This window comes from Chitinophagales bacterium, assembly GCA_016787225.1.
Taxonomy (GTDB): Bacteria; Bacteroidota; Bacteroidia; order Chitinophagales; family JADJOU01; genus CHPMRC01.
This window is the reverse complement of record JAEUUY010000006.1, coordinates 184,464-207,699: the sequence shown is the minus strand read 5'-3', so window position 1 is coordinate 207,699 and position 23,236 is coordinate 184,464. Positions and strand designations below refer to the sequence as shown.

Annotated in this window: 18 protein-coding genes; 6 read left to right on the top strand and 12 right to left on the bottom strand. The window is 35.8% G+C overall.

All coding sequences use genetic code 11. The features are described 5' to 3' along the window. The coding region (locus JNL75_01795) for a hypothetical protein (GenBank protein ID MBL7788549.1) at positions 1 to 1,383 on the bottom strand (1,383 nt) is incomplete at its 3' end. A gap of 614 nt (positions 1,384 to 1,997) precedes the next feature. Here JNL75_01795 and JNL75_01790 point away from each other — a divergent pair. Further along, positions 1,998 to 2,282: a hypothetical protein gene (locus tag JNL75_01790; GenBank protein ID MBL7788548.1), complete on the top strand. Its 285-nt coding sequence runs from the start codon at positions 1,998 to 2,000 to the stop codon at positions 2,280 to 2,282. Between the two features lie 1,088 nt (positions 2,283 to 3,370). Here JNL75_01790 and lipA read toward each other — a convergent pair. The 3 genes from lipA to JNL75_01775 are packed head-to-tail and all read right to left on the bottom strand — an operon-like array spanning position 3,371 to position 6,677. Next, positions 3,371 to 4,240, bottom strand: coding sequence for a lipoyl synthase (lipA, locus tag JNL75_01785; GenBank protein ID MBL7788547.1), 870 nt, complete (start codon positions 4,238 to 4,240; stop codon positions 3,371 to 3,373). Position 4,241: 1 nt separating this feature from the next. After that, positions 4,242 to 5,243, bottom strand: a complete 1,002-nt coding sequence (locus JNL75_01780) for a homocysteine S-methyltransferase family protein (GenBank protein MBL7788546.1) — start codon at positions 5,241 to 5,243, stop codon at positions 4,242 to 4,244. Between the two features lie 12 nt (positions 5,244 to 5,255). Further along, positions 5,256 to 6,677 (bottom strand): hypothetical protein, encoded by a 1,422-nt coding sequence (locus JNL75_01775; GenBank protein ID MBL7788545.1) that lies wholly within the window; start codon positions 6,675 to 6,677, stop codon positions 5,256 to 5,258. 82 nt (positions 6,678 to 6,759) lie between these two features. On the opposite strand from JNL75_01775, the gene metH reads away from it, so the two are divergent. Continuing rightward, positions 6,760 to 9,405 (top strand): methionine synthase, encoded by a 2,646-nt coding sequence (gene metH / locus JNL75_01770; protein ID MBL7788544.1) that lies wholly within the window; start codon positions 6,760 to 6,762, stop codon positions 9,403 to 9,405. Continuing rightward, entirely contained in the window at positions 9,405 to 9,755 is a 351-nt protein-coding gene (locus JNL75_01765) for an MmcQ/YjbR family DNA-binding protein (GenBank protein ID MBL7788543.1), read from the top strand. Before metH ends, JNL75_01765 begins: the two co-directional genes overlap by 1 nt. Here JNL75_01765 and JNL75_01760 read toward each other — a convergent pair. The 3 genes from JNL75_01760 to JNL75_01750 all read right to left on the bottom strand — a co-directional run bounded on the left by JNL75_01760 (position 9,752) and on the right by JNL75_01750 (position 13,076). After that, positions 9,752 to 11,971: a TonB-dependent receptor gene (locus JNL75_01760; GenBank protein MBL7788542.1), complete on the bottom strand. Its 2,220-nt coding sequence runs from the start codon at positions 11,969 to 11,971 to the stop codon at positions 9,752 to 9,754. The genes JNL75_01765 and JNL75_01760 overlap by 4 nt on opposite strands. 75 nt (positions 11,972 to 12,046) lie before the next feature. Beyond that, positions 12,047 to 12,598 (bottom strand): hypothetical protein, encoded by a 552-nt coding sequence (locus JNL75_01755; GenBank protein MBL7788541.1) that lies wholly within the window; start codon positions 12,596 to 12,598, stop codon positions 12,047 to 12,049. Positions 12,599 to 12,764: 166 nt separating this feature from the next. Beyond that, complete coding sequence (locus JNL75_01750) at positions 12,765 to 13,076, bottom strand: hypothetical protein (GenBank protein ID MBL7788540.1); 312 nt, start codon at positions 13,074 to 13,076, stop codon at positions 12,765 to 12,767. 81 nt (positions 13,077 to 13,157) lie between these two features. On the opposite strand from JNL75_01750, the gene JNL75_01745 reads away from it, so the two are divergent. Both JNL75_01745 and JNL75_01740 read left to right on the top strand, forming a co-directional pair. Then, on the top strand, positions 13,158 to 13,904 hold the full coding sequence (locus tag JNL75_01745; protein ID MBL7788539.1) for a 1-acyl-sn-glycerol-3-phosphate acyltransferase: 747 nt from the start codon (positions 13,158 to 13,160) through the stop codon (positions 13,902 to 13,904). Between the two features lie 266 nt (positions 13,905 to 14,170). After that, entirely contained in the window at positions 14,171 to 15,796 is a 1,626-nt protein-coding gene (locus JNL75_01740) for a TonB family protein (GenBank protein ID MBL7788538.1), read from the top strand. 90 nt (positions 15,797 to 15,886) lie between these two features. On the opposite strand, the gene mfd is transcribed toward JNL75_01740, so the two are convergent. The 4 genes from mfd to JNL75_01720 form a co-directional block, all read right to left on the bottom strand. After that, positions 15,887 to 19,168: a transcription-repair coupling factor gene (gene mfd, locus JNL75_01735; GenBank protein MBL7788537.1), complete on the bottom strand. Its 3,282-nt coding sequence runs from the start codon at positions 19,166 to 19,168 to the stop codon at positions 15,887 to 15,889. A 2-nt stretch (positions 19,169 to 19,170) separates the two neighbouring features. Continuing rightward, positions 19,171 to 19,383, bottom strand: a complete 213-nt coding sequence (locus JNL75_01730; GenBank protein MBL7788536.1) for a hypothetical protein — start codon at positions 19,381 to 19,383, stop codon at positions 19,171 to 19,173. A gap of 4 nt (positions 19,384 to 19,387) precedes the next feature. Beyond that, complete coding sequence (locus JNL75_01725; GenBank protein ID MBL7788535.1) at positions 19,388 to 20,674, bottom strand: aminopeptidase P N-terminal domain-containing protein; 1,287 nt, start codon at positions 20,672 to 20,674, stop codon at positions 19,388 to 19,390. A gap of 71 nt (positions 20,675 to 20,745) precedes the next feature. After that, positions 20,746 to 21,447 (bottom strand): hypothetical protein, encoded by a 702-nt coding sequence (locus tag JNL75_01720; protein ID MBL7788534.1) that lies wholly within the window; start codon positions 21,445 to 21,447, stop codon positions 20,746 to 20,748. Between the two features lie 83 nt (positions 21,448 to 21,530). Between JNL75_01720 and JNL75_01715 the strand changes: the two genes are divergently transcribed. Beyond that, positions 21,531 to 22,541 carry a GSCFA domain-containing protein gene (locus JNL75_01715; protein ID MBL7788533.1) on the top strand — a complete coding sequence of 337 codons (1,011 nt, stop codon included), beginning with the start codon at positions 21,531 to 21,533 and terminating at the stop codon, positions 22,539 to 22,541. Here JNL75_01715 and JNL75_01710 read toward each other — a convergent pair. Beyond that, the gene (locus JNL75_01710) at positions 22,524 to 23,195 is read right to left on the bottom strand and encodes a TIGR00730 family Rossman fold protein (GenBank protein MBL7788532.1); all 672 of its coding nucleotides are present in this window, start codon (positions 23,193 to 23,195) and stop codon (positions 22,524 to 22,526) included. The two genes, JNL75_01715 and JNL75_01710, sit on opposite strands and share 18 nt — an antisense overlap. Between the last annotated feature and the right edge of the window lie 41 nt (positions 23,196 to 23,236).

The following is a 23,236-nucleotide window of genomic DNA, read 5'->3' as shown; positions in this document are numbered from 1 at the left end:
ATAGGGCGAGGTCTGCAAAAGGGCGTTTTCTATTCTGCGCTTCATATAATCCGTTAAGTGTTCATAGCGAGCATTTGTCAGGTATTCGGTGTATTTTATAAATAGTTTATGTCTGCGCTTCTCATCTTCTTGGATATTTTTTTGGTTATTGAGGTATTTATAAAAGTTCTCGCGCTCTGCCATGAGCCGATCTATATCGGCTAGCATGATATAGTTTTTTATCAGCATGATTTTATACTGTGGAAAATAATAAATAGAGTCCGATGGATTGATAATTGAAATTTTTCTGAGCGATAGCTTGAAATCCTTTTTAGCAAAGGCTATCCGAGACTCAATTAAGTACTGAAAAGAGTCTTTCTGCGCAGGCGATATCACTTTTAGGCTCTCCTCTAATAGCTGCTCGGCTTTTTCTATAGTACCGTAGCGGAGTTCGAGTATAATATAAGAAATTAGTCGAACTAATGAGAATACGCCTTTTGAATGCATTACATTATTCTTATCAAAATACATAAATAACATATAATTTTCGTGTTCATTTAACTCATTTCCTTTGTGAACACTGTTATTTATATAATTTACAAGTACTGGTATTATTTGAGTTTTTATGTTTATAGATAAAGTTTCAAAATTATCATAAAGCAAATTTCTTAACAAGAAATAACTTGATTGGTCAATATTTAATTGTATATCTAGAATCAATGCTAGAATTTGAATTGAAACATTACTAGATTTTTTACCTTGAATTAACTTATTATTTATTTCACTTCTATCCAATAGGTAAACTTTATTTGCTTGATTTAAGAATGAAAATAATGAAATAAATAACTCTAGACTATAGTATTCGTAATACTCTTCGAAGGATTTGATTTGATCGAATTGACTAATTATTAGATTTTCATAATTTTTTTTTGTCAAAATTAAATGTTCGTAAAAAAATTTCTCTCGCTGATGAAAAAAAAGTTTCATTAAAGGATAATCATTATCTTCTATTTCTTTTTTGAAATTTGTGAGTTTCAACAATAAGTTCCTCTTAAGTCTATTCTCTATTAAAACCTCTCCCCATAATATTTCAGTATAAACATTTTTCTTTCTAACTTTTGACAAAATAACAAACTCCTTTATATGATTGATTAGTAGGTTATTATATGTAGTAAGCTTAGACACACTTTTAGTATCACCACCGAAAAGCTCGGCTTTGAGATAATCGGTGTCTAGCTTTGCCAGCATAGCCTGATGCTTGACATCCACCATTAATTTGTGTAGCTGGTAGAGCATATTGTTTTTACCTACTGTATTTTTCTGCAAATACAGGTCTAGTCCCTTGACTTCCTCTGTACTCAGGCTCTGATAAAGCTCACCCAATGTAGTTTGACTCAGTATCATCTTCTATTCATTTTTGACAAAACTAGTTTTTTTTCTTAATATCTCATCAATTATTCACGCTATTTTTGTCTCAGATTTTAGGAAGAATGTTTTAAAATCTATTAAACCGAGTTCTTTGACCTATTTTATTTCTTTCTGTCGTGGCTAGTGCATAAAGCTTAATGTACTCCAATGTATATAAGAATAGTTGGTAGTAGAAACGAATCCATATACTAGCATATAGTCTTTTCTGAACCGATTTATAGCCTTTAGAATGTATTCGTTTTCAAAAAGCTGCTTATTTTTATAGACAGATTTTCACCTGCTACGGTGCTTAGTTTAGCAAATTCCGCAGTTATCTGTATAAGGTCTCGTAATAGGATTGACAAAATCAACTATAAGCAAATTAATGTAATTTTTTATATTAATTAATTGTTTTACAAAGCCTTAATTTATCCACATATAGTCTATTCCCTAAAAAAAGCGGTAGTTATAAACTAATTTTTCCCTTAAACCTATTGGTTTTCTGTAGGACAATATTGACAAAAGGCATATTTTTTCCCTATTTTAGGTTATCCACATGCGCTAGATTTGCACTAGATTTAAACCCCCACAATAATCTAAAACACGAAAAAATGAAAAAATTAGTTTTACTCTTTATACTAGCTTTCGCCTTCAATCAAAATGAAATTCAAGCGCAGTCAATAGTTAATCCAGTTGAAGATGGATTTCCAGCATTTGATTTTAACGCTACAGATATCATATTAGAAAACAAATCGACCAGAGAGGTTTTGGTTTTCAGCACGACAGCAGAGTTGTATGCAAGCTGGTCTCGACTAAGCTCTGGCAGATATCAAGTAGAATATACTCTGCATAACGAAAGAAATAAAATAAACTTAACAATAAGAAATAATCAATAACGATATAAGAATCGTACTATACAGAGCTCTGCTGAGGCATTAAATATCATCCTTATCGGCAACTATCGGGAGTTCACAAAGATGTATAGAAGATTCTTAAAAGTACCAAAAAGTACAACATAGATTAGTATTTAAAAAAAGCGAGTTTGGGTTCTGTTGATGCATAAAATCTCACCCTTATCGATAGTTGTCGGGAAACAAACTCGCTAATACTAATAAAACTCTGAAAACAATAAACCTAAACTAAATCGTATGTGACCGGTGCAATGCCGTTTTATACATAACCTTTCATTTATACCTTTCATAAGCGCCTCCTTTACCTTTCTTCATATATCAGGGGGCGCTTTATTTTTTTTAGTTTGTTTAGCCACGAATTCACGAATTAAAATTATTTTATTCGATAGTCCGTAAGACTACCTTTGGTATGGAGATTTCCGTGATTTCCGTGTGATTTTAAAAAACTTAGTGAAACTCTGTGTTTCCTTTGTGTATCTTTATGTAATAATCAACTAACCAACTTTCAACTTCAAAAATTCTGTGATTTCCGTGATTTCCGTGAGAAAAAACTTAGTGAAACACTGTGTCTCCTTCGTGTATCTTTGTGAAACAACCAACATACGAACTTTCAACTTCAAAAATTCTGTGATTTCTGTGATTTCCGTGAGAAATAAAAAACTACATGCTCTAAGCTCGAGCAAACAAAATCTGACTACTGAGAACAGCCATTGCCCACTATTTTACCGCAAAGAACACAGAGTTCTCGCAAAGATTGCAAAGATTTTTTCTCAGGAAAATTAAGCATTAAACTCAAGAAAAGTTTGAATCCACCAATAATACCAATAGCGGTTTTAAAATGAGCCAACCCATTTTAAAACCTTGCTATGGTAAATGCCACAACTGTATTTGTTTAGTGCAATGAGCCATGCGACATTGGACTATTACTAATACGCTGACGGTATAAAAAACTTTGAAAAACCTATCTGACACCAAGGCAGGCTTTGTGCTCTACCCATCAGCAAACAAAAACTGACTTCTGAGAACTGCGACTACTCACTGACAACTGACAACTGCAAACTGACAACTGCAAACTAAACTATATGCTTCTCTGCATGATAGCTGCTACGCACCATAGGGCCGCTTTCTACATACATAAAGCCCTTTTCTAGCGCAATAATTTCATAGCGTTTAAAATCTTCAGGGGTAACATAGCGCTGCACCTCCAGATGTTTTCTGGTCGGTTGTAAATATTGTCCCATGGTCACGATTTCTACTTGGGCAGCTCTCAGATCATCTAGGGATTGAATAATCTCCTCATCCGTTTCCCCTAAGCCCAGCATAATTCCAGATTTGGTTCGGCGAATTCCATTTTCTTTTAAATACTTCAATACCTCAAGGCTTCTCTTGTACTGTGCTTGAATTCTCACCTGTCGGCTAAGCCTTTCTACTGTTTCAATGTTGTGTGATACCACCTCTGGGTTTACCTCAATAATTTTATCTAGCAAATCCGTCTTACCTTGAAAATCTGGAATCAAGGTCTCCAAAGTAACGCCTGGAGCCTGATGCCGAATAGCGCGTATAGTAGCCGCCCAGATACTCACTCCACCATCCACGAGATCATCACGGTCTACAGATGTTATAACTAAATGTTTCGCACCCATTAATTTGACTGATTTCGCTACGCGACCAGGTTCGAAGATATCGACATCCTCTGGTTTACCGGTCTCCACATTACAGAACTGACAGGAACGAGTACAGACATTACCCAATATCATAATCGTAGCCGTACCAGCCCCCCAGCATTCTTCTTTATTGGGGCATCGCCCGCTTTCACAAATTGTGTGTAATTTATTCTCCGATATATTTTTATTCAGCTCCGTAAAACTATTACCCGTAGGTAGTTTTATCTTGAGCCAATCCGGTTTTTTGATTCTTTCTTTTCTGAGTTGTTCTTGGAGCATCTTAATTTGATTGAACCTGCCCTATTTTGCGTGGGCTGAAGTTTTTAGATATGCGATAAAACTCCGCGATATGAGCTGGTGTGGTTCCACAGCAGCCTCCGACAATGTTCACCAAACCTTCTGACATGAACTGTTCTACCTGTCTGCCCATAAACTCAGGGGTTTCATCGTATTGTCCAAATTCATTGGGTAGGCCAGCATTGGGATAGGCGCTCACATGGAATGGCGCTTTTCTTGACAGCACTTCTATATATTGCTTCATAGTCGATGCGCCTAAGGCACAGTTAAAACCAATACTCAACAAGGGTACATGTGAAACGGAGATAAGGAAAGCCTCAGCCGTCTGTCCGCTCAGCGTTCTGCCACTAGCATCGGTAATAGTACCACTAACCATCACGGGTAGCTGAATATTTCTTTCTTCAAAAACTTCTTGTATAGAAAATAAAGCTGCTTTGGCATTGAGCGTGTCAAAGATCGTTTCTACTAAAAGAATGTCCACGCCTCCATCTATTAAAGCCTCAATTTGTTCTTTATAGGCTTTTGCCATTTGATCAAAGCTAACGGCTCGATAACCTGGTCTATTAACATCTGGAGAAATAGAACAGGTTCTATTCGTAGGACCGATAGCACCGGCCACAAATCGTGGTTTATCGGGAGTACTCATTTCTACCGCCACGTCTTTGGCTATTTTAGCAGAGCAAAAATTGATATCATACACCGCAGATTCTAACTCATAATCTGCCTGCGATATTGTAGTGCCACTAAAGGTGTTGGTCTCGATAATGTCTGCACCTGCCTCAAGATATTCTTTGTGTATAGCCTTGATAATATCAGGACGAGTAATGGACAATAAATCATTATTGCCCTTCAATGGAATTTTAGAATGGACAAATTTATCTCCTCTAAAATCTTCTTCTGTCAAAATATAGCGCTGAATCATGGTGCCCATGGCTCCATCCATGATGAGAATGCGCTCTCTTAGTAATTCTTGAATGGTCTTCATGGCTGAAACGCCTTATTTGAAAAGTGTTTTATAATCTTCTTCTGCGGTAGTTTTTTTCACCACAGGGTTTTTCTCTCCTTGTCTAAATCGATCGAATTGAGGCGCTTGATCTTCCGTTAATCTTCGACCTTGTTTGATTTCTTCCTCTTTCTTTCCTTTTTCTACAGCCAGTTGGGCTTCTTTCTCTTTCCTTATTTTTTCTTCTTCTTCGAATTTCTTTCTCAAATCATTATAATATTCTACAGACTTTTCATCTGCTTTATATTTATAAGTTTTCGCTACAGCGGCACTCGGCGTGCGAGCTTCACCATGAGCTATGGCAGAGGTGTTGGTGGGGGTATTATTAGGTTTTTTGCTTGATGACTTTTCATTTTCTATTTCAGTGGCAGGTTTGTTTTCAATATTTACCACTGGCAAATCAGAACAATTTTCATTACTAACAATTTTCGCCAAAGGCGACAAGTACATATCTTTCTTTAAATTTCTATTTGTATTAAATTTGTTACCAGCTTGCATATTTCCTCCAAAGTCTTTGTGAGCCATATTCATGTTAATATCCATATTCATCCGATAATAATAATGTATAAGAGAATAGGTTTCTGCATCATATATAAAATACCATTCTGGCATTGAAATCACAGGATCGAAAATAAGATAGCGAGGGTCGCGGTCTTGAATGGCCTTCTGGATTATACTTTTTTCAACATATTCAAACTTAAAGGGATAGTTCTTTTGAAAGGACTCCTTCGTTGGTAATATTTTTCTTCCTTTATCTACTAGAAGTGTTTTGCATTTCATTAACCCAAAGTTTGACTTAAATTTATCATTCATATATTCTCCTAATTTGGGAAGTTTTAGTCCCCGAAAATTATCTAACTTCAAAGTATCATAGTGTAAAATCAATGATTGAAAGTTTTTTACAATTAACGGAATTCTCCAGTGTATGTCTGGGAAATTGGGTTCACTACCAAAAAAATCATAAGGCATGCCGATATAAACAAGATCTTCCGCAAGGTTTTTTGCATTAAATTTTACATCATCTCCTGTGATAAACGTAAGTTGTTTCACTACATTTCTTTTATCCTTTATCAGTTCAAATTTGATTGCATTCATATATTCTTCTAAAGGTACTAAATAATTGAAATCCTTAGAAATTTTTTCTTTCGTGATATCTATGTTTACAAATTCATATTCAGACAATGTCCAACTTGATTTTATAGCATCACGTATGGCATTATCATAGTTCTTATCATTAATCAGGACAACTTTTAGTTTTCTTGATTTAATATCCTTCAAATCGGGAAGAGTTTTCTTTAAAACCCTAGTGGCATTTAAAAATGGAGCTATTTCGTAGACTTTAGAAAATCCGAAACCGATTCCAAAACAATTTTGAACACAACCAAGCAGTAAAATAATAAAATAAAAAGTCCTCATTCTTCTGTTTTTTTTTGGCAAATTTAATTACTTAAACGAAAAACAACAAGATTATTAACTTTGCCTACTATTATAAAAATCTATGTCCTTCCTATCCGGCCTCGAACCACTCATAATCTCCAAATCCTCCAATTTCGTCAATATCGGAGAACGCACCAATGTTACGGGTTCGGCCAAATTTCTAAAACTAATTAAAGAAGGAAATTTTGAAGAAGCCCTATCGGTAGCGCGTGATCAGGTAGAAGGAGGGGCTCAAATACTGGATGTCAATATGGATGAGGCCATGATTGATGGCAAGACGGCTATGGTCGAATTTTTGCATCTTATCGCTTCTGAACCGGACATTGCTCGTATCCCTATTATGATTGATTCTTCTAAATGGGAAATTATCGAAGCTGGACTCAAATGCATTCAAGGCAAAGGAATTGTCAACTCCATTTCCTTAAAAAATGGTGAAGAAGAATTTCTTTATCAGGCAAAAATGATTCAACGCTATGGGGCTGCTACCGTCATCATGGCGTTCGATGAACTCGGGCAGGCAGATACATACCAACGTAGAATTGATATCTGTAAACGAAGTTATGACTTATTGATATCCAAGCTAAATTTCAATCCCGAGGATATCATTTTTGATCCTAACATTTTCCCTGTGGCTACAGGAATTGACGAGCATAGAAATTATGCCTTGGATTTTTTTCGAGCTACAAAATGGATAAAAGATAATCTTCCAGGCGCCAAGGTTAGCGGTGGTGTGAGCAATGTATCATTTTCATTTAGAGGCAATAACACCGTTCGAGAAGCTATGCACTCTGCGTTTCTCTATCATGCTATTCAGAATGGTATGGATATGGGAATCGTCAATCCTACCATGCTAGAGGTCTATGATGAAGTACCACAAGACCTAATGGAATTGGTAGAAGATGTATTGCTCAATAGAAAAGATGATGCTACCGAGCGATTGCTCGACAAGGCCGAATCTCTTAAAAACACCAAAAAAGACAGTACTGCCAATATCCAAGAATGGAGAATAGGAACCATTGAAGAACGCATCAATCATGCTATTGTCAAAGGGGTCGTGGATTATATCGATTCAGATACTCTTGAAGCTCTGGAAAAATATATAGAGCCCATTAAGGTTATCGAAGGGCCACTGATGGCTGCGATGAATATTGTTGGCGACCTTTTTGGTTCGGGTAAAATGTTTTTGCCTCAAGTGGTAAAATCTGCTAGAGTAATGAAAAAGTCGGTTGCAGTGCTCGAGCCCTATTTGTTGAAATCTGCTGGCGGCTCAACCTCTTCTGGCAAAATACTAATGGCGACCGTCAAAGGCGATGTACATGATATTGGAAAAAATATTGTCGGCATTGTACTGCAATGCAATAACTTCGAAGTGATAGACCTAGGTGTCATGGTGCCTAAAGAAAGAATCTTAGAAGAAGCCATCAAACATCAGGTAGATGTCGTAGGGCTGAGCGGTCTAATTACCCCGTCCCTAGATGAAATGGTAGATGTCGCCACGGAATTTGAAAAACACAATTTAAAAATACCGATACTTATCGGGGGTGCTACTACAAGTGAGATTCATACCGCAGTAAAGATAGAGCCCGCATATAGCGGCGCTACCATTCATGTGCTCGATGCTTCGAAATCTGTGCCTGTAGCCACCCAATTGGTCAGTAAAGACCTAAAGGCAAACTATATCACAGAGCGAAAAAACCACTATGAAGCGATGCGAATTGATTATGCAAGTAAGAACAAAAAGGTGGAGCTCATTTCTCTTGAAGAGGCTCGCAATAATGCATTTCAGTATGATTGGGAGAATTATACTCCAGAAAAACCCAATCATTTAGGAGTAGATATCAATGAAAATTTGCCTATAAGTCTTGTAAGAAAATATATCGATTGGGGGCCATTCTTCAATAGCTGGGAATTGAAAGGAACATTTCCTCGTATATTTGAAAATGATAAATATGGTAGTGAAGCTAAAAAACTATACGATGATGCCAATACTTTGCTAGACCAAATAGAACAAGATAGAATACTAAGTATCAATACAATTTGTGGACTATTTGCATGTTCCAAAGAAAATGAAAGTCTAACACTTTTTGCTGAGGATGCCAAACAGAATGAGTTGGGCAAACTTCATTTTCTAAGACAACAAGCCAAAAAACAAGATGGGCAAAAAAATCAATCTTTGGTTGATTATATTTCTCCTAAAGGTGATTATATAGGTTTGTTTGCAGTGACCGCTGGCATAGGAATAGAGCGTTATTTGGAGCAATATAAAAAAGAGCATGACGACTATAAAGATATCCTTCTCAAGGCAGTAGCAGATAGACTGGCAGAAGCTGCTACAGAATGGCTTCATGAAGAAGTTAGAAAAAACTTGTGGGGATACGCTGCTGATGAAAACCTATCCAACGAGGACTTAATTCGTGAAAAATATAAAGGTATTCGTCCCGCACCGGGTTATGCTGCATGTCCAGACCATAGCGAAAAGGCAACTATCTGGAATATCCTAGAAGTTGAAGAAAAAACTGGCATTCAACTTACTGAAAACTACGCAATGTTCCCTACAGCATCCGTATCGGGATATTATTTTGCTCACCCAGACCTTGGATATTTTGGCATAGGTAAAATAGGAGAAGATCAAGTGGAATATATTGCTAAAGCTAAAAACATGTCTTCAGAGCAAGCTAAAAAATTTCTAAGACCTAATTTAGATTAATGCACCCCCTAAAAACTACCATTTTAGACTATTGTCTCTCTCTTCCCTATACGCAAGAAGACTTTCCATTTGATGATAAAGTATGGGTAGCCAAGGTCTATGGCAAGATATTTATTCTGATGAATTTGGTAGAAGATGATGTAAGATTAAATCTTAAGTGTGATCCAACACGAGCAGAAGAACTTCGTGCAGAATATGATTTTGTGAAACCAGGTTACCACATGAATAAGAAACATTGGAATACCATACATTGGATAGATTCTGGACTAGACTGGCTGACACTAAGAGAATGGATTGACCATTCTTATGACTTGGTTTTAAAATCTGTACCTAAATCTAAGCGCAGTTAGTAGTTTACGGTAATTCCCATAGCAATATTTCTTCCCAAATCATCAGTAAAATACCGCAAGCGATTTAAATAGTCTCTATACCTTGCATTGAGTAGGTTTTCCGTTTGAAAATAGATTTGAATTCTGGCAGACTTTATTTGGCGCTCTATGGATATTCTGCCTCCTAACAAGAAATAGGCTTCTGGCGCAGGAATAAAGTCTTGACCAGCTTTGAGATTATTTTGTCGAAAGGTATATTGTCCAGAAATGATTAATAAAGGGTTTTCCCACTTTCCCCATTTATGAGTTGATAGTTCTGCTTCGCCTCGAATACGATTAGCAGGCATAAAAATCAAAGGTAGATTTTCTGTTAAATTCATGCCTTTTAAATACGAATAATCTAACGTAAAATCCAGTCCTTCAGTTATTTTATATTTCCCTCTGAAATCTAGTCCATATATCTGAGCATGGGTTTGATCATATATAAAGACGGGATAAGCTCCCCGAATGGTTAGTCGAGATTGCGACTGTGGCTTTAGAAAAATAAAATCATTGATATTATGAAAATATATCTGAGCTTCTGTAGATAAATTTTCATTCCATATCGTTTGCATTGAAAGCGATGTTTTAAAAGACTTCTCAGCTGCCAAGTTTGAATTGCCCTCTTCTATGCTAGCTACCCCTTGATGAAGCCCAAAGGAATATAGCTCATTGACGGCGGGATTTCGGATAGTTAAACCTGTATTAAATAGTAGGTCGGTTTTCTTGTCTAGATGATACAAATAAGAGAGTGATCCTGTACCATTATGAAATACATGTGAAAATTCTACGTCCTGTCGAGGTATGACTCGTGTCGTAGTGAAAATGTGAAGCTTTTGCATATCATACCGAAATCCTAAGTCGAGCTTGGAGTTATCATAGCTATGACTATGTGTAATAAATACTGACGGCTCTATAGAACTATAATTTGGTATTAATGGTGTAATACCAGTTTCTGGTTGATTAATATTCTCTGTATATTGAAGTTGTAAGCCCGATTTCGTAATAGAATTTTTACGAGATTTGGTCCACTTCAGTTCGGCGAAATGACTATGCTGCATTATATATAGGGCTGGAATCTCGGATCGTCCACCTCGTCTGATATCGTATTCTTTTCTATTATTTAGCTGACCTCCATACATAAGAAATATAGCATTGTTAGAGTCTAATATTCTACTGCTGGTTATTTTCCATAAATGATGACTTACTTCTTGTCTAGGAGGAGCTATTTCTCTGCTAAAAAAATCTTCGGTAAAAAACGGACGATCTCGACCTATGGCTTCGTTCAAGTCCGTCGTATTGGTAATATGAGATCCTCTTAAGACTCCAAGCTCTGTATTAAAGCTGCTTAGATAAAGATTCGTTTTCCATGTATTAAACAAAGTTTTTTCTAATAAAGCAGAAAAGTTAATTTCTCTGTTGCCCGTATTTCTTAGATAATAATCTGCAGTCGATTTATCGCCTGTATTTTTGTAGGTACCAGTCAATCTCCAAGCAAGACTTGGGGAATTTTTCTCAATCTGAATATTTGTTCCAAATCCCAATCCATTGGTTTCAAAAAAACTGGATGCTTTTCCATGCAGGTGTGGGTCATCTCTAAATCGATTAGATTCTATAGAAATGATTGCACCGAGATTTACCCCCTTATATTCCACGGAAGATACGCCTTTAATTATTCGAATTTTATTGCCTGCTAATGGGTCAATCTCAGGGGCGTGGTCATTGCCCCACTGCTGTCCTGTCTGGGCTAAACCTTGATTCAGAATGGTCAATCTATTGCCATAGAGTCCTTGCACAATAGGTTTGGCTATATTGTTTCCGTTTTTTAGAGAACGAACTCCTGTCGTTTTTTCTAGCAGATTCGTCAAATTCTCTTTAGCCAATACATCCATTTGCGTTTGTGATACCATATCCACCATAGGATTTCGTCTCGCACCTACTTTTACTTCTTGTAGATGTTTATGATAGTGATGAAGATAAAATACTATAGATGTGTCCGTTTTTAGATCAAGGTGATGGGTTTCTGTATGACAGCCTAGATGGGAAAGACTGAGATGAAACTCCTTATCTGTAGATATTCTTAGAAAAAACGCTCCCTTGGAATCTGTCTGAGTTATAAGGTTTAATTCTACTATATTACAACTTACTTGCGATAAAGGGCTCTTGGTTATGGCATCAAGAACTAATCCACGAAGCAAATAAGAGCGGGACTTTGATAACACCGCCCCGCTACACAGTAGAAAAAAAACTAGAACTAATTTTTTCGTAATAAATTAGTTTACTGTGATTGGAAAGCTAATATCTACATCTGTTTCGCCTCCTGCATTGGTCACATCGCCGCCAGCCACACCTGCAGCAGACTTATTGGGCTCGTGTTTTAAAATCACTTTTAATGTCCCGGTACCAGCTGCGGCTGTTTTTAGATTGTTTGTGAGGCCAATTGGATTATTCGCAGCATCTTTATCATCATAAGTAACTACAACACCTGCCGCTGTTGAACTAAAGAAAAATTGATGTTTAGTGCCTTCCGATAATATTTCACTAGTTAAATCATCATAGTGATTATCGTGAAGGGTATAAAGTTTTATGCTACCAGTATAAGTCGTATTGGCTTTTAGTGTGCCCCCTACAATAACTGGAGCCGCTCCACCATCGCCATCAGGGTCATTAAAACTTAAGGAGATGGTTTCTGTACCAGCCTTTAATTCATATATGACACGATTGATGCTATCATGATCACTATGGTTATGGTCGTCTTTTTTACAACTCGTTGTGAATAGTAATGATGATGTTATAATAAAAATGGAATAAAATAAATTTTTCATTTGATTTGTTTTAAGAAATAATTAAATTGATTTCCTGTATTCACTATCGTGGTAATAATGGCAAATAAAGGATTTTAAGAAAGCTTATGATAAAAAACAGTTATCCTTTTCTCGGACAGTGTAGTTTTAAAATAAGCTTAAAGATAACATTGACTTTGGATTAAGTCTAACCAAGAGGTGGCCCTCGGAGTGAATGATGAATACATGCATCTAAAACAAGAGTCCTATAACTTGATAAATACTCAATCTCTTTCTGAATATCAAAACAGAAGTTATACGATAAAATAGCTACTTGGAAAATAGAAAACTCAAAGTCGCAAATAGCACATTCTTCTTGTGCTTCATTTATCTGACACTTGGACGTATTTTGAAATCTTGTTTTTTTCTCTAAATGATGAGTATGCGCAAACTTCTCTACCTGCGGATATATGAACAGGGAAAGTAGAAAAACCGCAATAAAAGACTTCTTGTTCAGCATTTAGGTGCCAAAATTACATGAGAAAAATTAATTCTTGCCTAAAATCTAGATACCTATTACCTTTACCTTATTATTTTGACTATGATCTATCTCAAAAGATTTTATCTTATACCATGGACACTTTGGTGTGGGCTTAGTTTTCTGGCTCTCAATATTTTGTTTTTTCCTTTTATGTACTTCTTCCTTTTATCAGGCCATCCCACCTTGTATCGCTGGACCCATCAGTTGCCGACTATCATCGGAAGAATTTCTGCCTTTTTATGGGGCATCCGAGTTGTAGAATCAGGAAGAGAAAACTTTGACCCTCATACACAATATATTTTTGTCGGCAATCATCGATCTTTCTTAGATGCTATCATATCTGGAGGCTTTATTTATAATTATAAAAAATTTATAGGCAAGGCAGAAATCTTAAAATGGCCCTTCATGGGATTCATTCTCAAAAGGCTTTACATTCCTGTAAAAAGAGAAGACAAAGACTCGCGAAAAAAGTCTATGGAACAATTAATCGAAAAAATGAAGGAAGGATATTCTATGGTGGTATTCTCAGAAGGAAAAACCAATACAACCGATGAGCCATTGCTGCCCTTCAAAGATGGCGCCTACAACACTTCTTGCGCTACAGGTATTCCTATAGTACCTTTCGTCATGTATGGAGCCGAAAACCTGTGGCCAAGAAATACTTTATTAATACGACCAGGTAAGATTTATCTCGATTTTTTACCTATAGTAGAATCCCTCAATAACGATGAGGAGGGTGTTCAGAGGCAAAAGGATTTGGTATTTGAAGCTATAAAGAAAATGTATTTGACTCGTAGTAGTATATAAAATGTTTTCTTGCTCTGTTCGGCGTAGTCTCACGACTACGTCGCAGTGTATCGAAATCTCCGATTTCATTCTTCATATTTATCAGAATACGAATATAGCCTTTTTATTTTGTAAATTACAAATTTACTAACGCACTGACGAAGTCAAAGACTTCGCCAAACCCTGCACGAATTTAACTATAGACTACGGCGAACTGAGGCTTAATTGTTAAATTTTATACTAAAAAAGGGCAGTTTGAGTTTTGTTTAAACCAAAATATCTGCTCTATGTACCGCTTGCCCATTTTAGTTTCTTTGTTTCTAGTTCCTTCGGTTTTTATAGCTCAACAGGAGCTGCGAAAGAAATACTATTTTGAAAACAATAGTTCTACGCTAAATACCAATGAAGAGTCTAAGCTTCGTTCAGAGCTAACACAACAAGACAGGTCAGTCTCAATCCTTGTTTTAGGATATGCCAATAAACTCGGTGCAGAAGATAAAAATTTAAACTTATCTCAAAGCCGTGCAGAGGCAGTAAGGAGTATTATTGCGTCACTTGGATTTGCGGAGAAAAATATCGAAGTTAGGTTTTTTGGTGAAAAAATGACGTCATTAACACCTGATGCTGAGGCCGAGTTTCGACGAGTAGATGTTATTATACGATCATCTGAATTTGAGAATTTTAATCCGCTCGAGGCACCAGATACACCTAGCGTCTTTACCATAGATGCTACTATGGATACTACAATTGTTTGTAGAAATGGCACAAAAATTTTTATTAAGGGGCGCTCATTGTACAATATGAATACTGGCGAATTAGCCGAAACAGTAACTATAAAAGTCAATGAGTATATAACTATGCTAGATTTTCTAGAAAAGGGTCTAAGTACCCGCAGCGATGGACAAGCGCTAGAGTCAGGAGGAATGATTCAAATCGAAGCCAATGAAAACAATCAAAATGTAGCAGTCAGAAAAGGAGGAAACATAAGGATAAGCGTCCCTTGCAATAATTGCCAGACAGGAATGTCCACGTTTTATGGTGTCAAAGAAAAAGGAACTATCAACTGGAAAACATCTTATGAAAAGCCAGGTAAAGTTATTTCTAGAAAAACTCTTCCAATATTTGCGGAGGGTCAAGAATCATTAAAGCATTTTATTCAACAAAACCGTCGATATCCGACAAGAGCATTTACAAAAGGAGTAGAGGGTGAAGTTAAAATTAAATTTCTAATCACTGAAAAAGGTGAAATTTTTGAGCCTAAACTAATAAAAGGAGTAGAGAGCTCCTTGGACAAAGAAGCACTGCGACTGGTGGAGCTTATGCCTCGTTGGACACCAGCCATGCTTGATGACAAACCGATAGATTATACTTACACTATTGCTGTTCCATTTAAAATAACTAGAGAGCCTTTTGGAGGCATGAATATCACTTCGATAGGCGGCGATGTGAGTGACTATAATGTAGATAAAGGAACGGATAGTATTCGAAAGGTTCGGGAGGAACAAGAAATGATCGCCAGAAAAGAAGCGGCTCAAGCTATTGTTGATTTTGGTTACTATGTAATAACAAGTGCCAATCTAGGGTGGATAAACGTAGATAAGTTTGACAGAAATCAAATGACAAACTTTATAGTAGATGCCAATACTATAGACTATGTTAAAGTGTATGTCATAATGAAGCAACAAAAATCATTGTTTCAAAATGAATATAGAACTAACTCTAAATTCAATTTTAGAAATATGGGATTAAATCAAGAAGTCTACGTGCTCGGCATTAAAATGGTGGAAGGGAAAATGCTATCAACACTCTTATCTGCGAATACTTCACAAAAGTCAATAATCCTCGACAATTATAAAGAAACAACTAAGGACGAAGTAAAAAATCAAATTTTAACTCTTTATGGACGCAATTAGGGTTTGCTGAAAAACACTCAATAAATGTAATAGTTTAGATTTAATCTGACGGTTGTTAAATCTAAACTATTACAATAAAGTATACCTTGGTTACACTTTAGCATCCGCTAAATCCATTGCACAATTTAATATATGCTCTAACTTATCCTTAGCCTCTACACAATTCTTAAAGATTGAGAATTCCAGTATAATATATTGACTGGTTTGTTTCATTGAACTCCCCACGGGATATTGTGCGAGATAATTGAGTATTTTTCCAAAAATTTCGGATTGATAAAACTCAGATTCTTGACTCTGAACTAAGTAACATCGCATTCGTCCATTCTTGATACTTATCCTTTCCATACCGAGTTTTGTTGCTATCCATTTTAGGCGAATAGCATCGCAAATATCGCGAATCTGTAATGGTAGTTTTCCGTATATGTCTTTTAGTTTTGCTAGGTAGTTGACTAACTCCTTTTCTGTTTTTATCTGATTAAGTTCAGTGTATACATTCAGTCTTTCTTGCGATCCTGTGATGTACTTATCTGGTATATACATATCATAATCTGTTTCTATTTGGCATTCCTTGACATATATTTTTTCCTTTTTCTCATCAGTATAAAGATCTTTGTAATCGACTTCTTTAAGTTCTGTGATAGCTTCATCCAGTATTTTCATAAATGTATCATAGCCAATATCTGATATAAAGCCAGATTGCTCTCCTCCCAGTAGGTTTCCAGCTCCTCTCAAATCTAAGTCTCGCATAGCTATCTGAAATCCAGAACCCAATTCTGCATTTTGTTCCATTGCGTTTAATCGTTGCTTGGCATCACTAGTTAAGGTACTGTATGGTGGTGATAAAAGATAACAATAAGCTTTGCGATCACTTCTCCCCACTCGTCCTCTCAACTGATGCAGGTCGCTCAACCCAAATTGATGTGCATTATTGATGATAATGGTATTCACATTAGATATATCAATTCCTGATTCTATAATATTCGTGCTGAGCAATACATCATACTTTTTCTCTATAAAGTCCATTATTGTTTGCTCTATAACTTCTCCTTCTAACTGACCATGCGCAAGAGCTATATCTAGATTAGGTAATATCGTCTGAAGCATTTCCTTCATTTGAAATAAGTCTTTGACCTTATTATGCACAAAAAAAACCTGTCCACCTCGTCCTACCTCATTCTGAATTATTTCTTTGAGGTATTCTGGATCTAAAACGGTTTGCTCAGTATAAACAGATTGACGATTAGGGGGAGGAGTTTGAATCAAACTATAGTCTCTAGCTCCTAATAATGAAAATTGAAGGGTTCTCGGGATAGGGGTAGCAGTTAAAGTGAGGGTATCTACATTGAGCTTTAGTTCCTTTAATTTTTCCTTGACCTGTACTCCGAATTTCTGTTCCTCGTCTATAATTAGCAATCCTAGGTCTTTAAATTTTACATTTTTACCCACGATAGCATGTGTTCCTATTAAAATATCTACCTGACCTAGCTCTAGTCTTTTGAGAATCTCATTTTTCTCCTTAGTGGTTTTGAATCTATTGATAAATTCAATATTACACGGTAAGTTTTCTAATCGTCTTTTGAAGGTATGATAATGCTGAAAAGCAAGTAGAGTAGTGGGAACCAATACTGCCACTTGTTTAGAATCTGCGACTGCCTTAAATGCTGCACGGATAGCTACCTCTGTTTTCCCAAATCCCACATCCCCACAAATAAGTCTATCCATAGGAATCTCCTTTTCCATATCTGTCTTCACATCTAGAGTAGCTTGTGCCTGATCAGGCGTGTCTTCATATTCGAATGATGACTCTAACTCTAGTTGCAGATACGTGTCTGGAGAAAAGGCAAAGCCTTTACTGGCTTTTCTTTTAGCATACAGCTTAATTAAATCTTCGGCTATATCTTTTATTTTTTTCTTGGTCTTGCGCTTGGTATTTTCCCAAGTATCGCTTCCCAAACGATGCATTCTAGGCTCGCTACCTTCTTTGCCAACGTATTTACTAATTTTATGTATCGAATTGATATGAACATAGAGAATATCATTATTGGCATAGATGAGCCGAACCGCTTCTTGAATATGCCCTCCTACTTCTAATTTCTCCAAACCAGAAAATCTACCTACTCCATGATCGATATGAGTTACATAATCTCCTGGAACTAATTCTTTAATTGATTTTAAGAGTTGTGCTTGTGCCGATATATTCGTTTGTGTAGACAATGAATCCCTCATTCTGCGAGCAAATATTTCATGCGTTGTGAAAACAGCTACTTTCTGGGTAGTATCTACAAACCCTTTCGATAACTCATGGTTTAATTCCATGAATGGAATACTTTCACCCAAATCATGAAAGATTGCGCGATAACGGTCATGCTGATTTTCATCTTCTGATTGAATATAAATTTGATATCCGCCATTCTTTAATTCACTGAGTGTTTGATGTAGTTTGTTAAAATTCTTATGAATTATAGGCGTGGGTTGAACTGTATTTTTTAATAGATCTTCAGGGTGAATCAAGGAAAAGACTTGAGGTTGGCTATGAATATTGGGGATTTGAGATTCAATTATTATTTCATTAAAATCGACAGAGTCTAGGGCTTTTATTGACTCCAGCTCTCGGGTTAGTTTTTGATAAAAAAACTGTTCTACCCATATAGTATCCTCCTTCCTGATGAGGTGAAAGGGGTGAATCTTTTCTGTCTTGCGATTGCGAGCGATGAAAGAAGGAGAGGGAGAGATGACAGCTTCTTTTCTCAATAAAATAGATTGCTGTGACTCTATATCAAATTCTCTGATTTCTTCGATGGCTATATCGAAAAGTTCTATCCTCAATGGATGCTGATGAGCAAAAGAATATATGTCTATAATATTTCCCCGAATAGCATATTGTCCGTATTCATAAACATAATTGGTTCGCTCATACTCTAGTTCTTCTAAAAAATGTATCCAGTCAGAAAGCTTTATTTCTTGTCCAGTTTTAACTTGCCGTCTTAAATCTTGCGAGGAACAGATGAGTGTATTCTCTATAAGGGATAAAGGATAAGCTATCAAAACGATTTCAGGAAGCTGTCTAAAAGACTCAAAAGCTCGTTGCCTCAAAATTTGCTTATGTCTAGTTGGTTCTAGGTGATTATTTTTTATCGTAAAGGACGGCTCTAATAAAACACACTCGCACTCGACATTTAAGCACTGTAAATCATGTAATAAGTTTTTTGCATCTTCTTCTGTATTCAAGAAAAACAAGTGTCTACCTTTATTTTTCTTTATTGTATGATAATAGACTAATGCATCAAAAGATGTTTTTGACAAATTAAGTTCCGCCTTTCCCAGTAAATCAATCCTTGAGTCTAGGTTATACTGGGAAATTAAATTTTGCATAATTATTCAGAGTTACTCTCTCTTTGTTTGCCACCACTTTTCCATAACCAAATTATCAAACCGAAAAAAATAAGCCAGCTAATAAAATAGGTGAATCCCCTCCCACTTGCATAATAATCTTGACTAGCCAAACCTTTATTGAGATTACCAATGGCCTTGGGTGCGTTACTTAAATTAACTATGAAAAACAAACCAGCTAATATTCTTTTAAACATAAACTTAGCTCATTAAATCCTCTATTTCTTCTACCTCTATTGGGCAATTTTGCATGAGATCTAAAACACTATTTGAGGTAATAACTAAATCATTCTCTATTCTAACTCCCAAATTTTCATCCCAAATATATATACCAGGCTCATTGGTTATCACTGCGTTTTCCGGCATTTTTATATAATGATTTCCCACATCATGTACATCTAAACCTAAATAGTGACCCAATCCATGAGGAAAATACTTTTTATAAAGCGGATTGTTTGGATCTTGATTTTTAACATCGACTTTATCTAACAAGCCTATTTCAATCAATTTTTGCTCCATTATTTTCTTGCCTTCATTATTCCATTCCATGAGGCTAAGGCTAGTGTTTGCGATTTCTTTGGCAGCCTTAAAAACATCTAGGGTAGCATTGTAAATTTGTTTTTGACGTGCAGAAAACTTGCCTCCTATAGGAATCGTTCTAGATAAATCTGAAGCATAGTTTGAATACGAACAACCAAAATCCATCAACAATATTTCTCCTTTGATTAATGGCCTATTGTTGTCATTATAATGTAAAATGCATGAGTTCTGACCACCAGCAATAATGGCATTGTATGCTTGAATCGCCTGATTCTTATGAAACTCATACAAAATAAACGCCTCCACTTCGTGTTCCGATTTGAAATTCTTTATTTCTTTTAAAAGTTTTACAAATGTCTCTGTGGTAATATCCGCCGCTTTTTGCATGACATCTATTTCTTCCTTGGTTTTTGCCATTCGCAATCTACCCAGAATAGGAGCACTTCGCTCATATTTATGTGCTGGAAAATCTCGTTGAATACCTCTCAACTTTCGCAAATCCATATAATCTCCATCATAACTTGCTCTATCGTGCTCATTCAGGTTTACATAGATGTGCTCTGCATAATGCATCATTGTTTTAAGCAAACTATCAGCACTCTTATTCCAATTGACATTCGCAATACCCGAGATAGTCTTAGCTTCTTCTAAAGTATATTTAAATCCTTCCCAAACTTTGATATATTCGCTCGTTTCACGTATAAACAACACCTCTTTCCATAAGGGGTTAGGTGCATCTGGAAATAAAACTAAAATGGTTTCTTCCTGGTCTATGCCAGATAGATAAAACGTATCTGGGTTTTGAAAAAAAGAAAAATTAGCGTCTGCAGATTTATGAAAGATATCTCCTGAATGAAAGATAGCAATTGAGTTTGGTTTTAGGTTTTTTAAAAACTGATTTCGCCTTTCTTGAAAAAAATCGGATGCTAAAGCTAGTGGTCTCTTCACTGTAGAAATTTTGACTAATGAAAAAAAAAGTCGGCCAAAAAGCCGACTCTATAATTTAATGTTATAATTAATTAAAAGTAGAAGCTCATAAGTGCTGCTATGCTTAGGCCTGTAAATTGCTTAGTATTAGTTGAGAATCTATTGTAAAACATCGCTCTTGGTGCTAAACTGAAGGCAGCATAGCTATTTCCTTCAAACTTAGTTTTGATACCAAATTCTGCTCTAGCGCCTAAGTTAAAATTGTCAAAGGTATTGTTCACTTGATTAGAACTAGCAGCGAAACTTCCAAAAGGGACAATGGTGAAGTTTGACTCCGATCTTAATGTAACGCTATTGATTAAGGTGAAGTTTGTAAAAAACCCTCTTGGAGACTCTTTTCCTAAATTAAAACCTAACCCTATTGGAACCTCTAATGCCGTTATTTGATCAAAGGAAGTTTTACTTTTAACAGAAGGATCATCATTTATCCATCTTTCAAAGCCTCCAGATGTGATTCCAATGCCTATAATACCATACGCTCTTTTCGAAAAAGTTTTATTAACCTCGAAGCCTCCATTCATGCCGAATCGACCACCTTTCATTACAGAGTGTTCACCTTCGTACATAAAATCCATAGAAGGGCCACCATATATGCGCATATTCAGTTTCTTAGTTACCGACACAGCATCCTTATCTGATATGTTCTTCAAAGATGTGGGATTGTCTTGAGCCTGGACAAAGATAGAATATGCTGCAAAACCAGCAACCATAGACAATTTTAATAGTTTATTCATAAATTTAGATTTTAGAATTTTAAGATTTTAGAACTATGGCAAAGATATAGAATTTATTAATATTGTATAAAATAAATTGCACAGTGTCTAATTTTAAGTTATACCTTGACCCAAACTTTTCACATTCAACGCATAAGATTGGTTTAAAAGACTCTATTTTCCTTATAGGATCTTGTTTTTCTGAAAACATTTTTGCTTTATTGTCCCAGCGGAAATTCTCTGTTATGTCGAATCCATATGGCATTTTATTTGACATTTTGTCTATTGAACGATGTTTTTCAGAAATTTACAACAAAAAAAAATACCGCTTGGAAGACCTTTTTCTTTATCATGATCTATATGGCAGTTGGAATCATCACACCAATTTTTCTAATTTATCTGCTCAAACCGCGCTGAAGAGTATTAATAATTCAATTATTAAAAGTGAAACCTTCTTATCTCAAGCACAACATGTAATTATTACTTTAGGAAGTGCCTTCTCATATTTTCATAACGATGAGAATATTTGGGTAGCCAATTGTCACAAAGCACCACAGAATGATTTTCGAAAAACTTTGTTACCAATAAACGATATTTTAAAAAGCCTAGAAAATATATATGACTTATTGCTAAAAATTAATCCAGGCATTAAGCTGACATTAACTATAAGTCCAGTAAGACATTTAAGAGATGGTGTGATAGAAAATAATCGCAGCAAGGCACGATTGATAGAAGCGATTAATCTAATTACCCAAAAACACCCTGAAATCTATTATTTCCCTTCCTATGAAATTGTAATAGATGTATTAAGAGACTACCGATTTTTTGACATAGATTTTGCTCACCCAAACTACTTGGCAACTAATATTGTATTTGACTATTTTAAAAACTTATGTATAGATTCAAATTCATACGAAGATATGGACAAATTTCATCAACTACACCTTGCAATGAATCATAGAGCAAAACATGGCGGCACAGTAGAACACATAAATTTTTTAAAATCCTATATAGCTAAAATATTTGAATATATGAAGTCTAATCCTCATATAAATTTTACAAAAGAACAAGAATACTTTGAGAATGAATTAAAAAATCTAGAAATTCGGTCTTAAACTTTCGTGCGCATAAAACTTTCGTACTACTGCCATCGCCTCATCGGTAGTATCGACAATTTCTAGAAAGTTTTCATCTCCATCGGATATATATTGAAACTCTTTCATGGTTTGAATAATCCATTCTTTTAAGCCACCCCAAAAGTCACTTCCGTATAAAACAATTGGTATTTTATCAATTTTATTAGTTTGCACTAAGGTCAGTACTTCAAACAATTCATCCATAGTGCCAAATCCCCCTGGAAAAATGATAAACGCTTGTGCGTATTTTACAAACATAACCTTACGTACAAAAAAGAAATTATAATCAAATGACTTATCGATATCAATATATTCGTTGGGTTTCTGCTCATGCGGTAAAACTATATTGAGACCTACCGATTTTCCTCCAGCGGCCTGAGCGCCTTTATTTGCAGCCTCCATAATCCCCGGCCCTCCTCCTGTAATAATGCCAAATCCCTCGTGAACTAATTTCATGGCCATTCGCTCCGCCTTCTCATAATAGGGTTCATCAGGCTTAGTACGTGCACTCCCAAAGATAGAGATGCAAGGCCCTATCTTGGGCATTTTCTCAAATCCTTCCACAAATTCGCTCATGATCTTGAACATCAACCATGATGATTCTGCTTTAACTTCACTCCAATTCTTTTCCATTGTTTGTATTATTTAAACTTAGTTTTACTTAGATTCCTGAA

Coding starts and splice junctions, on each gene's coding strand:
- JNL75_01730 (MBL7788536.1), bottom strand. CDS start 19,383: ATGTTTAAAAGAATATTAGCTGGTTTGTTTTTCATAGTTAATTTAAGT.
- lipA (MBL7788547.1), bottom strand. CDS start 4,240: ATGCTCCAAGAACAACTCAGAAAAGAAAGAATCAAAAAACCGGATTGG.
- JNL75_01750 (MBL7788540.1), bottom strand. CDS start 13,076: ATGCTGAACAAGAAGTCTTTTATTGCGGTTTTTCTACTTTCCCTGTTC.
- JNL75_01710 (MBL7788532.1), bottom strand. CDS start 23,195: ATGGAAAAGAATTGGAGTGAAGTTAAAGCAGAATCATCATGGTTGATG.
- JNL75_01780 (MBL7788546.1), bottom strand. CDS start 5,243: ATGAAGACCATTCAAGAATTACTAAGAGAGCGCATTCTCATCATGGAT.
- JNL75_01745 (MBL7788539.1), top strand. CDS start 13,158: ATGATCTATCTCAAAAGATTTTATCTTATACCATGGACACTTTGGTGT.
- JNL75_01790 (MBL7788548.1), top strand. CDS start 1,998: ATGAAAAAATTAGTTTTACTCTTTATACTAGCTTTCGCCTTCAATCAA.
- mfd (MBL7788537.1), bottom strand. CDS start 19,168: ATGCAAAATTTAATTTCCCAGTATAACCTAGACTCAAGGATTGATTTA.
- metH (MBL7788544.1), top strand. CDS start 6,760: ATGTCCTTCCTATCCGGCCTCGAACCACTCATAATCTCCAAATCCTCC.
- JNL75_01720 (MBL7788534.1), bottom strand. CDS start 21,447: ATGAATAAACTATTAAAATTGTCTATGGTTGCTGGTTTTGCAGCATAT.
- JNL75_01775 (MBL7788545.1), bottom strand. CDS start 6,677: ATGAGGACTTTTTATTTTATTATTTTACTGCTTGGTTGTGTTCAAAAT.
- JNL75_01765 (MBL7788543.1), top strand. CDS start 9,405: ATGCACCCCCTAAAAACTACCATTTTAGACTATTGTCTCTCTCTTCCC.
- JNL75_01755 (MBL7788541.1), bottom strand. CDS start 12,598: ATGAAAAATTTATTTTATTCCATTTTTATTATAACATCATCATTACTA.
- JNL75_01740 (MBL7788538.1), top strand. CDS start 14,171: ATGTACCGCTTGCCCATTTTAGTTTCTTTGTTTCTAGTTCCTTCGGTT.